Consider the following 11,647-nt stretch of genomic DNA (forward strand, 5'->3'; position numbering starts at 1 on the left):
AAGGCCGGGGGTTAACCCGGCCTTCCTATTATTCGAACTCTTGTTCGCTTTCGGCTTCGAGCTCGTCAGCATCAGCCGCCACCGGCTTCTCGGCCGGCGCATCACCGGAGAGCAGCAGCTCACGCAGTCTGGCTTCGACCTCCGCCGCCATCGCCTTGTTCTCGGAGAAGAGCTTCATCACGTTGGCCTTGCCCTGGCCGATCTTCTCGCCGTTGTAGCTGTACCAGGCACCGGCCTTGTCGATCAGCTTGTGCTTGACGCCCAGATCCACCAGCTCGCCCTCCTTGGAGATACCGACACCGTAGAAGATCTGGAATTCAGCCTGCTTGAAGGGAGGGGCAACCTTGTTCTTGACCACCTTGACGCGGGTCTCGTTACCGACCACTTCGTCACCTTCCTTGATGGCGCCGATGCGACGGATATCCAGACGCACGGAGGCGTAGAACTTGAGCGCGTTACCACCGGTAGTGGTTTCCGGGCTGCCGAACATAACGCCGATCTTCATCCGGATCTGGTTGATGAAGATGCAGAGGCAGTTGGCGTTCTTGATGTTGGCGGTCAGCTTGCGCAACGCCTGGGACATCAGACGAGCCTGCAGGCCGACGTGGGAATCACCCATCTCGCCTTCGATTTCCGCTTTCGGGGTCAGGGCCGCCACCGAGTCGACTATGATGACGTCAACCGCGTTGGAGCGCACCAGCATGTCGCAGATTTCCAGCGCCTGTTCACCCGTATCCGGCTGGGAGATCAGCAGGTCATCGACGTTGACGCCCAGCTTGGCCGCATAGATGGGGTCGAGGGCATGTTCCGCATCGATGAAGGCACAGACCTTGCCCTTCTTCTGGGCTTCCGCAATCACCTGCAGGGTGAGGGTGGTTTTACCGGAAGATTCCGGGCCGTAGATCTCGACGATACGACCACACGGCAGGCCGCCGATGCCCAGCGCCACGTCCAGAGAGAGGGAACCGGTAGAGATGGCTTCGATATCCATGGTCTTGCTGTCGCCCAGACGCATGATGGAACCTTTGCCGAACTGCTTTTCAATCTGACCCAGCGCAGCCGCCAGTGCCTTCTGTTTGTTCTGATCCATGCCAATCTCCGCTGGAAATCGTGAGTAAGAAGTGAAGTTGGGCTAAGTATACTGTCTATTCATACAGTATCAAGCCCAATTTATCTGAGCAGGGCCAACAGACCGGCCAGGGCCTGCCTGACCGCCTGCTGGCGTACCTGTCGCCGGTCCCCGTCGAAACGGGCCAGCAGGGAGTGATGACGGCCATTGCAGTCCGCCCAGGCGAACCAGACGGTGCCGACCCGTTTGTCCTCGGTGGCGCCGCCGGGGCCCGCGATGCCGCTGATGGCCACGCTGATGGCGGCCGACGAGTGGGCCAGCGCGCCACGGGCCATCTCCAGCACCACGGCCTCGCTCACGGCGCCATGCTGTGCAAGACTCTCGCCGCTCACCCCCAGCATCTGCTGCTTGGCTTCGTTGGTGTAGGTGACAAAGCCGCGATCGAACCAGCCGGAGCTGCCGGCTATGTCGGTGATGGCCGTGGCCACCCCGCCACCGGTACAGGATTCGGCGGTGGCCGCCAACCAGCCACGCTGGCTCAGGGCCAGGCCCAGCTCGGTGGCGATCTGCTCTATTTCAGCATCCAGTTTCATCCCGGCTCCTTCTGATCCGCTCAAGAGGCACATTATGCGATCCCGATCCTGTCGCCCGCAACCGCGGCAGGGCAGAACCCGATCGCCCCCATCGCGGCACCGATGTGCGGCTCTGGGGCCCAGTGGTGCAGGCGCCGCCTGCCAGGGCTTGCCGACTGGGCCCGGACCAGGCCGACAGCGCCATGGAAGCCATGCCTCCACTGCGGCGGCGCTTATGTGTAGAATGGCCTCCATTCGTTCAGAGCCCATCACCGCAGACCCAGGCCCGCAGAGGCCCCTTCTGGAATAGAACATGACAGCACAATACCAAGCCAGCGGCGCCAACCTGAGCGCCCACACGCCCATGATGCAGCAGTACCTTGGCCTCAAAGCCGAGAACCCGGAGATCCTGCTGTTCTACCGGATGGGCGACTTCTACGAGCTGTTCTACGACGATGCCCGCAAGGCCTCCCAGCTGCTAGATATCTCCCTGACCAAGCGCGGCCAGTCGGCGGGCAACCCCATCCCGATGGCGGGGGTGCCCTATCACGCCATCGAGGGCTACCTAGCCAAGCTGATACAGCTCGGTGAATCCGCCGCCATCTGCGAACAGGTGGGGGATCCCGCCACCAGCAAGGGGCCGGTGGAGCGCAAGGTCATCCGCATCATCACCCCGGGCACAGTCTCCGACGAGGCGCTGCTCTCGGAGCGACAGGACAACCTGATCGCCGCCGTCTATCACGATGGCCGCCGCTTCGGCTACGGCACCATGGACATAGGCTCGGGTCGCTTCTTCATCAACCAGTTCGACAAGGAAGAGACGCTGCTGGCGGAGCTGCAACGCACCAACCCGGCCGAGCTGCTCTATCCCGAATCCTTCGCGTTTTTGCAGCACGTAGAGGGTCGCCGCGGCCTGCGCCGTCGCCCCGAGTGGGAGTTCGAGCTCGGCACAGCCCGCACCCTCTTGTGCCAGCAGTTCGGCACTCAGGATCTGGTGGGCTTTGGGGTCGACCAGAGCGAGACAGCCCTGTGCGCCGCCGGTTGCCTGATGCAGTACGTCAAAGACACCCAGCGCACCGCCCTTCCCCACATCCGCAGCGTGCGCCTTGAGCAGCCCGATCACGCCGTCATCATGGATGCCGCCACCCGCCGTAACCTGGAGCTGACCCAGAATCTGGCGGGAGGGTATGAAAATACCCTGGCCGAGGTGCTGGATCGCACCGCCACCCCCATGGGCAGTCGCCTGCTCAAGCGCTGGATCCACCAGCCGATCCGCGATCGGGTGATCCTCAAAGGCCGCCAGAGCACCATCAAGGAGCTCATCGAGCAGAACCTCTATGACGAGCTGGGCAACCTGCTGCGTCAGGTAGGCGACGTGGAACGCGTCTTGGCTCGCCTCGCCCTGCGTTCCGCCCGCCCGCGCGACCTCACCCGGCTGCGTCAGGCCTTTGCCCAGTTGCCCGACTTGCAGCGCCTGCTGGCGGATAACCAGCACGAAGCGGTGCAACAGCTGGCCGAGCGCGCCAGCACCTTCCCCGAACTGCTGGACCTGCTGGAGCACGCTGTGATGGAGGTGCCGCCCGTACTGATCCGCGATGGCGGCGTCATCCGTGACGGCTTCAACCAGGAGCTTGACGAGCTGCGGGATCTGGCCAACGGCGCCACCGCCAGCTTGGCCCGCATCGAGGAGCGCGAGAAGCAGCTGACCGGCATCAACACCCTCAAGGTGGGCTACAACAGGGTACACGGCTTCTATATCGAGGTGAGCCGGGCCAACAGCCATCTGGTACCGGCCCACTACATCCGCCGCCAGACCCTCAAGAACAACGAACGCTACATCATCGACGAGCTTAAAAAATACGAGGACAAGGTGCTCACCGCTCAGGCCCAGGCGCTGGCATTGGAGAAACGGCTCTACGAAGAGCTGCTCGACACCCTGCTGCCCCACCTCGGCGATCTGCAGGAGTCGGCGTCCGCGCTGGCGGAGCTGGACGTGCTGGCCAATCTGGCCGAGCGGGCCGAGACCCTCGACTACCGCTGCCCTCGACTTATCGACGAGGATCAGATCCTGATCGAAGCGGGCCGCCATCCGGTGGTGGAGCAGGTGATGAACGATCCCTTTATCGCCAACCCCATCCGGCTTGAGCGGGATCGCCGGATGCTGATCATCACGGGTCCCAACATGGGGGGGAAATCCACCTATATGCGCCAGACCGCTCTGATCGTGCTGCTGGCCCATATCGGCGCCTTCGTGCCCGCCGACAGCGCCCGCATCGGCCCCATCGATCGCATCTTCACGCGGATCGGGGCGTCGGACGATCTCGCCTCCGGCCGCTCCACCTTTATGGTGGAGATGACCGAGACCGCCAACATCCTCAACAACGCCACCGCCCGCAGTCTGGTGCTGATGGACGAGATTGGCCGTGGCACCAGCACCTACGATGGCCTGTCGCTGGCCTGGGCCTGCGCCGAGCAACTGGCGAGTAAGATCGGCGCCTATACCCTGTTCGCCACCCACTACTTCGAGCTGACCCGTCTGCCGGAGCTGATCGAGGGGCTGGCCAACGTTCATCTGGATGCGGTGGAGCACGGCGATACCATCGCCTTTATGCACGCGGTGCAGGAGGGGGCTGCCAGCCGCTCCTACGGCCTGCAAGTGGCAGCGCTGGCGGGGGTACCGAAATCGGTGATCAATCAGGCTCGCCACAAGCTGGCGGAGCTGGAGAGCGCCACGCCACCGGCCGCAGGTGAAACACGCCCGGCCCCGGTGACGCTGGCGCCCCAGTCCCATCCAGTGGTGGATGAGCTGGAGGCGGTTAGCCCGGACGAGCTCACCCCCCGTCAGGCGCTGGATCTGCTCTATCGCCTCAAGCAGATGCTCTGATCGGCCACTGAATACAGCAAAAAACAATGAAAAAGGGGAACCTCGCGGTTCCCCTTTTGTTTTCCTCGATTTGCCACTGCGCGGTCAGGCCGGGCCTATGCGATCCAGCAGGCTCAGGTTGACCGAGCCGGGATGACGCTTGAGCTTCTGCCGGTACTCGAACTGGTGCTGACTCTCCTGCTTGAGTCCCAGCATCAGCGAATAGCACATGGCCAGCATGATCAGCGAGAACGGCAGCGCGGCTATGATACTGGCCGCCTGCAGGGCCGCCAGTCCGCCGGACATCAGCAAGATGGCCGCCACCAGCCCCTGCCCCAGACCCCAGATGGCGCGGTGCAGCACGGGGGGATCCTGATCGCCGATGGAGAGCAGGGTCGTGATGACCAGCGTGCCCGAGTCACTGGAAGTGATGAAATAGGTGCAAATAAGCAGGGTCAGCACCCCCTTGGCAATCCAGCCAAAGGTGTCCCAGTGCAGCAGTTCCACCGTCTGGTAGAGCGCCAGGGTCACATCTTTATTGACCGCAGCCACCACGCCGCCGCCACCAAACAGCTCCAGATTCATGGCAGTGCCGCCGAACACGGTCAGCCAGAACATGCCGAGCAGGGAGGGCACCAGCAGCACGCCGAGCACGAACTCACGTATGGTGCGCCCCTTGGAGATGCGGGCGATGAACATGCCGACAAACGGTGCCCAGGCGATCCACCAGCCCCAGTAAAACGCGGTCCAGCTCGACTGCCAGGCCGAGGTACCGTTGGCCTCGGTGTTGGTCCAGAAGCTGAGTTTGATTATGTTTTGCAGGTAGTCACCGATGTTCTGCACATAGGCGTTGAGGATATAGGTGGTCGGCCCCAGCACCAGAAAGAGACTGAGCACGAACACGCTCAGCCAGATGTTGAGCTCGGAGAGCAGCTTGACCCCGCGTCCCACGCCTGAGACCGCCGACAGGGTGGCGATCAGGCTGATGCCGCCGATGAGCCAGAGCTGATTGGACTGCGACACCGCCATGCCGAACATCTGGTTGAGGCCGGTATTCATCTGGGAGACGCCGAGACCGAGGGAGGTCGCCACCCCGAACACGGTGCCGAACACCGCCAGCACATCGGCGGCATGACCCCAAAAGCCGTAGATCCGCTCACCGAGAATGGGGTAAAGCACGGAGCGAATGGCCAGCGGCAGCTTGCGGCGATAACTGAAGAAGGCCAGCGACAGGCCGACGATCACATAGATGGCCCAGGGGTGCAGGCCCCAGTGGAAGAAGGTGAGGCGCATGGCGATCTGGGCCGCCTCCGGGGTCATGCCTTCGGTGATGAAGGGGTTGCCCTGTAGGTGGTTCATGGGCTCGGCTATGCTCCAGAACACCAGGCCTATGCCCATCCCGGCGCTGAACAGCATGGAAAACCAGGCAAAGTAGCCGAACTCCGGTACCTGGTCGTCGTCACCCAGCCGTATGCTGCCGAAACGGCTGAACATCAGATAGACGGCGAAGAACAGGAACAGGGCGACCACCAGAATGTAGTACCACTTGAACCCGGCGATGATCTGATCCTTGGCGCCGACGAACCAGGTTGCAGCCGTCTCGGGCACGAATACGCCGAATAGCAGGAACAGGGTAATGACGGTGAGGGCCGTCATGGCCATGGTCGGGTTGAGGCCTTTCAATAGCCCTTTGGTTGCTCTCATCGGGCCTCCTTAGTCGTTGTTGAAAAAGTCTTCGCCCACATGCTCACCGGCACCGCCGATGGCACGATAGACCATACGGCCAGCAGCCAGTTCACGATGGTCCACCAGAGTAACGGATGGCTGGCCATTCACGGCGTGGCGCTTGCCAAGGAAGATGGCCATGGGCACACCCAGATTGGAGATGCCGCTGGTGATCCAGAGCCGGTTGAAGTCATAGGAACCGCCTATAAACTCCAGCTGGGCCAGGCCGGTATCCAGGCCGGTCAGGTAGAAGTTCATGGCGCTCTCGTCAGGAAAGAGGTGGACCAGCACATAGGCATAACGTAATTCGTTCACCAACTCCTTTAGGTTGAAAGCACCAGTCTCGCTACAGGAGAGGGGAAGCTCACCATCATAGTGGTGCACCTTGAGGGTGTTGGGATCTTCGTCATAGACGGGCTGATAACGCACGAAAGCCGAGGTATCAGGCAGCTCGTAACGCACTCTGACCACCCGCAGCTCGGCAACCAGAGACTTGATGTCCAGATCGTTATTCATCATCTCGCTCCTCAAATATCGGGTTAAAATCCGGAAAACGGCGGACAACCTAACACAAAAATCATTAGAGCAGAAATCATTAGACCAAAAACCATATTGACCTGATGAGGAATTAGGCGGAGAATTTTGCGCCTCTCAACAGCCCTCCAATGACTCAGACCCCATGGAAAAACATGATGAAGTGCTGGTCGCACTGCGCCAGATTATTCGTGCCATCGATATGCACTCCAAGCGCTTGATCAAAGAAGCCGGGCTGACCTCCCCGCAGCTCTTGCTGCTCAAGGGGATCAACGAGCTGGGGCAGATCTCCATGCGTCAGCTGGCTGACCACACCAACATGAGCCAAGCTACCGCGACCACCATCATGGACCGTCTCGAGAGTCGCCAACTGGTACAGCGCATTCGCAGTGAAACCGACAAGCGCAAGGTTCACGCGACACTCACTGACGCAGGCCGCGCCCTGCTGGCCCAGGCGCCGACCCCGCTGCAAGAGAGCTTCATCCAGCGTTTCCAGGCGTTGGAAATCTGGGAGCAAGGCCTGTTGCTCTCTTCCCTGCAGCGTATCTCGGCCATGATGAATGCCGATGGCATCGATGCCGCCCCTGTGCTGAGCGTCAGACCGCTCACCGAAGAACGGGCATAAAAAAAGCTCCCGACGGGAGCTTTTTTTCTATGGGGACTTTTTCGACAGATCCCGTGACGGTATCACTCGTCCAGACTGATGCCTATGTTGGAAACACCTTCCTGGGCCGCAAATACCCTGATCGCCAGGATGCGTTCGCTGTCACGCTCGTGGGCCACCCGCTTGAGCAGCTCGACCTGAAACTCCAGCTCGGCCTCGATATACTCGTGCTCGTAGAGTTCCTCTTCGGTCATGTCGCGCTCTTCCAGCATCTCGATGAAACCGGCCACGGTTCCCACTGAGGCATGACTGGCGTCTTCGGCTTCTTCGCCGACCCGGCATATCACCGAGTTGTAGGCACAACCCAGCGCCACGCAGGCATCCAGCGCCGGATAGGCACCGTAGGATTCAAACTTGCTGGGCTCCGGAATGTAGACTTCAAACGCCTCCAGGATGGCCCCCAGATTGACGCGGGATCCCTTCACCGTCAGGTAGTTCCACATCTGATCCAGCGCGTTGCGAAACGCCTTGGCATCGCCAAAACCCGATGCCTGGGCAAACAGCGCATAGTTGGGGTACATGCGCTCCGCCAGCGCCAGGGTGTAGACGGTCTGTTGCCAAGGCTGTAGCTCGGCCAGTCGCTTATAAAACTTGTCACCAAACACTGGAGTCGGATCCTTTGCAAAATGTGGGGCAGATTGTAGCCCACGAGGGGCCGCGCGAAAACGAAAAAGCGGCCAGGTCGACTATCTTGCCCGATCAACTCGGGTAAGATGAAGGCAGAGCGGCCTCTCTCCCGCGCCGCAAATCTGATAAGGAACAAGAGTATGAGTCAACGTACCCTTCTTTTGCTCAGCCAGGACAACGCGCACTACGAGCGTCTGCTCAAGGCGGCTCACCTCCCCCATTTGCGCATTCTGAGAGCCGACAACCAGAGCGATGCCGAAAAACTGATCGGGGAGGCTCACATACTGATGGCCGAGCCGGCACGTGCCAAGCCGCTGCTGGCCATGGCCAACAAGTTGAGCTGGTTTCAGTCTACCTATGCCGGCGTTGACGTGTTGCTGGATGCACGCTGCCGCCGCGATTACCAGCTCACCAATGTGCGCGGCATCTTCGGCCCGCTGATGAGCGAATATGTCTTCGGCCACCTGCTCAGCCTGATGCGTCAGTTGCCACTCTATCGGGAACAGCAAAAACAGCGACTGTGGCAGAGTCATCCCTATCAGGGGCTCAAGGGACGCACCTTGCTGATCCTGGGCACAGGCAGCATAGGCCAGCACATAGCCCACACCGGCAAGCATTTTGGCATGAAGGTGCTCGGCGTCAGCCGCAGCGGCCGTGAGCGGGCTGGTTTCGATCAGGTATATCAGCTGCCGGCGCTGAACAAGATGCTGGCCCAGGCCGACGTCATCGTCAGCGTCCTGCCCGCCACCCGCGAGACCCATCATCTGTTCACCGCATCCCGTTTCGAGCATTGCAAGCCGGGCGCCATCCTGTTCAACGTTGGTCGTGGCAATGCCATCAACGAAGGCGATCTGCTGACCGCCCTGCGCACCGGCAAGCTGGGCATGGCGGTGCTGGATGTGTTCGAGCAAGAGCCCCTGCCCGCTGACAGTCCGCTCTGGGGCCAGCCCAACCTCATCATCACCCCGCACAACAGCGCCTACAGCTTCCCCGATGATGTGGCCCAGATCTTCGTGCGCAACTACATCCGCTTCATCGACGGTCAGCCGCTGGACGGCAAGATAGACTTCGACAAGGGTTACTGATCCATCCGTGGCACCAATGAAAAGGCCCCGCATATTGGCGAGGCCTTTTTCTATTCGGCGGGAAACCGGCCTCAGCCTGCCTCCATCTCCTTGCGATAGCTCTTCACCTTGGCGAGGAACTGGCGCTTGGCCTTGCCGGAGAGCGGCTCCGCCATCGGCAGCTTGACCTTCATGGCATCGACCGGGCGGTTGTTGATCCGCACCTCGTAGTGCAGGTGGGCACCGGTGGAACGGCCCGTGTTGCCGGAGAGCGCAATCTTGTCGCCCATCTTCACCTTCTGGCCGGTTTTCACCAGTAGCTTGCTCAAGTGCAGATAGCGGGTCATCAGGGTACGACCGTGCTTGATCACCACATAGGTACCAGCCAGCGGGTGGCTGGTGGCTTTGAGCACGACGCCGTCACCGGTCGCCATCACGGGCGTGCCCACCGGCAAGGCAAAGTCAGTGCCCTCGTGAGGGCGAATCTGACCTGTGATCGGGTGGCGGCGATTCGGGTTGAAGCTGGAGCTGACCCGATAACGGCTGTGGGTCGGATAGCGGCGGAAACCGCGCTCCAGACTGTTGCCCTGGCCGTCATAGTAGTTGCCATCTTCCGACAACCAGGCCGAGACGCCCTGCCCCTGATTGAACACTTCGACCCCCAGCAACTGGGTGTTGCCCGTGCTCTTGCCCTCGACCGTCTCCTGACGGACCAGCACCTTGAACTTGTCGCCCTTTTTCAGATCCTTGGCGAAATTCAACCGCCACTGGAACAGGTTGGCAATCTTCTGGATGTGGTTGGCCGGGATCCCCGCATTGCGGGCACTGACATAGAAGCTGCCGTTGATGACACCGTCATAGCTCTTCTGCTGCCACTGCACCTCTTCATTGAGCATGCTGGCGCTGTAGGTGTCATCGGTGCGTTCCAGGATCAGGGTCTGCTTGATGTTCAGACGAATCTTCATCTGTTGCAGTATGTTGTCCTGATCGATCAGCAACTCTATGGTCTGACCGGGTTTGAGGCGGGCCAGATTGTTTTTACCATCCGCATCCAGCACCTTGTAGAGGGTGGTGGTTGAGAGCCCCAGGTTGTTGAAGATGGTGGTCAGGTTTTCACCGTTGCGCACCCTGTAGTCCTGCCACTGGGGAGTCGCATCGGTCGGGATGTCATCTTCCGGGGTCGCGGCTTCCACCAGCTCATGATCCGGGATGTCGTTAAAATCCGTATTGTCTTCGTTGGTTGCCGTGCCGTTGGTGGCAATGGGCAACTCCAGACGCAATGGCCGCTCCAGGATGTCACCTGGTGCCGGCAATATGGCTACCGCTGACAGCGTCATGGCCGTGAGCAGTAACATGGCGTAAAAATGCTTGCGGGGAACCGGGGGTTCCCAATTGGCAGCCTGTGCTACCAAGGGACGGAGACGTTTCATCCGCTATCCTGTCATTAGATCCAAGGGTGTTAGTGGTCAGTCTGTTTGCTATAAAACCGTATAAAACTGATTGTTTGACCTAAATACTCACAATTAGTTCATAGCAATCTGCATGAACCTCACATTTTATGCATAACATTCCCCTATGGGCAGAAATGATCGTCTTTTTTAACCATTTTTTTCCTATTTTTAAGAACCGGGTCCGATTGTGTTTGGCCCAAGGTTTCATGATGTTGCGATAACTTTTCCATGGAGTGGATATGTCGTTAGCAAAACTGTTAAACCGAATCATCCTGATCCTGTTCGTTATCGGTGCCGCCTTGTTGTTCGTGCTGGAAGTCACCACGGTACGCCAGTCCATCCTAGACCAGATGTCGGCCAACCTGGAAACGGCCATCACGGCCCTCGGCCTGGTGCTGCAAGGCACTCTGCTCAACGATGACAAGGTGCTGGCCGAAACCATAGTCAACGCCATGTTCGACGGCGGCTTCGTCAGCTCGGTCACCCTGCTGGACCCTGACGGTCAACTGTTGTTCCAGAAGGTCTTTCACACAGCGCAACAGAATGTGCCCAGCTGGCTCCCTTCCGTTATCGACATGCCACCGGTCAAAATTGAGCAGGAGTTGACCGATGGCTGGCGCATGCTGGGCACCCTCACGCTCGAGGGACACAAAGGCTACGCCTATCAGCACCTGTGGAATGCCATCAGCCGCACCGGCCTTGCCCTGCTCGCCGGCCTGCTGGTGTTCACCCTGGTGATCTCCTGGGTATGCGGCCGCCTGCTGCGCCCCCTCGAGCTCATCAACCAGCAACTGGTCAGGATCCGCAAACGCCAGTTCAGCGGCAATCTGGATTCTCCCTGGCTGCAGGATCTCAAGGAGCTGGTCATCTCGGTCAACCAGCTGGTCTCGGAACGCAAGCGAGATCTGCTGCAACAGCGGCTCAAGATAACCCAGCTCGGCAAGCAACAGGCGGCTACAGTCGCTCACCCCCTGCAGGGCTTGACCGAGGGGGGAGACGGCATGCAACAACAGCATTTCTTCTCCACCCAGGGCAGCATTCGCCTCTACAGCCGCCTCATTCCCACCCACCCTCCCTC

General features: G+C 60.2%; 10 protein-coding genes. 4 read left to right on the forward strand and 6 right to left on the reverse strand.

What is annotated here, in order from left to right; genetic code table 11:
• Nucleotides 1–28 precede the first annotated feature (28 nt).
• Both recA and BN1128_RS04370 read right to left on the reverse strand, forming a co-directional pair.
• A complete protein-coding gene (gene recA / locus BN1128_RS04365; RefSeq protein ID WP_042866551.1) occupies nt 29–1,090 on the reverse strand; it encodes a recombinase RecA in 1,062 nt (353 codons plus the stop codon).
• Nucleotides 1,091–1,170: 80 nt separating this feature from the next.
• Nucleotides 1,171–1,662, reverse strand: coding sequence for a nicotinamide-nucleotide amidohydrolase family protein (locus BN1128_RS04370; protein ID WP_042866552.1), 492 nt, complete (start codon nt 1,660–1,662; stop codon nt 1,171–1,173).
• Between the two features lie 292 nt (nt 1,663–1,954).
• Here BN1128_RS04370 and mutS point away from each other — a divergent pair, with 292 nt between their 5' ends.
• Nucleotides 1,955–4,525 (forward strand): DNA mismatch repair protein MutS, encoded by a 2,571-nt coding sequence (gene mutS, locus BN1128_RS04375; RefSeq protein WP_042866554.1) that lies wholly within the window; start codon nt 1,955–1,957, stop codon nt 4,523–4,525.
• A gap of 84 nt (nt 4,526–4,609) precedes the next feature.
• Here the strand turns inward: mutS and BN1128_RS04380 are convergent, their stop codons facing one another.
• On the reverse strand, nt 4,610–6,208 hold the full coding sequence (locus BN1128_RS04380; RefSeq protein WP_042866555.1) for a BCCT family transporter: 1,599 nt from the start codon (nt 6,206–6,208) through the stop codon (nt 4,610–4,612).
• Nucleotides 6,209–6,217: 9 nt separating this feature from the next.
• Nucleotides 6,218–6,745, reverse strand: coding sequence for a hypothetical protein (locus BN1128_RS04385; RefSeq protein ID WP_042866557.1), 528 nt, complete (start codon nt 6,743–6,745; stop codon nt 6,218–6,220).
• Between the two features lie 163 nt (nt 6,746–6,908).
• Between BN1128_RS04385 and BN1128_RS04390 the strand changes: the two genes are divergently transcribed.
• Nucleotides 6,909–7,388 (forward strand): MarR family winged helix-turn-helix transcriptional regulator, encoded by a 480-nt coding sequence (locus tag BN1128_RS04390; protein WP_042866558.1) that lies wholly within the window; start codon nt 6,909–6,911, stop codon nt 7,386–7,388.
• A gap of 62 nt (nt 7,389–7,450) precedes the next feature.
• Here the strand turns inward: BN1128_RS04390 and BN1128_RS04395 are convergent, their stop codons facing one another.
• A complete protein-coding gene (locus BN1128_RS04395) occupies nt 7,451–8,032 on the reverse strand; it encodes a YjaG family protein (protein WP_042866559.1) in 582 nt (193 codons plus the stop codon).
• A gap of 162 nt (nt 8,033–8,194) precedes the next feature.
• Here BN1128_RS04395 and BN1128_RS04400 point away from each other — a divergent pair, with 162 nt between their 5' ends.
• Nucleotides 8,195–9,139: a D-2-hydroxyacid dehydrogenase gene (locus tag BN1128_RS04400; protein WP_042866560.1), complete on the forward strand. Its 945-nt coding sequence runs from the start codon at nt 8,195–8,197 to the stop codon at nt 9,137–9,139.
• A gap of 71 nt (nt 9,140–9,210) precedes the next feature.
• Here BN1128_RS04400 and mepM read toward each other — a convergent pair whose 3' ends face one another.
• Nucleotides 9,211–10,548 (reverse strand): murein DD-endopeptidase MepM, encoded by a 1,338-nt coding sequence (gene mepM / locus BN1128_RS04405; protein WP_042866561.1) that lies wholly within the window; start codon nt 10,546–10,548, stop codon nt 9,211–9,213.
• 260 nt (nt 10,549–10,808) lie between these two features.
• On the opposite strand from mepM, the gene BN1128_RS04410 reads away from it, so the two are divergent.
• A partial coding sequence (locus BN1128_RS04410; protein ID WP_042866563.1) for a LapD/MoxY N-terminal periplasmic domain-containing protein occupies nt 10,809–11,647 on the forward strand: 839 nt, incomplete at its 3' end.

It is taken from the genome of Aeromonas piscicola, assembly GCF_000820005.1.
In the GTDB taxonomy this organism is placed as follows: Bacteria; Pseudomonadota; Gammaproteobacteria; order Enterobacterales; family Aeromonadaceae; genus Aeromonas; species Aeromonas piscicola.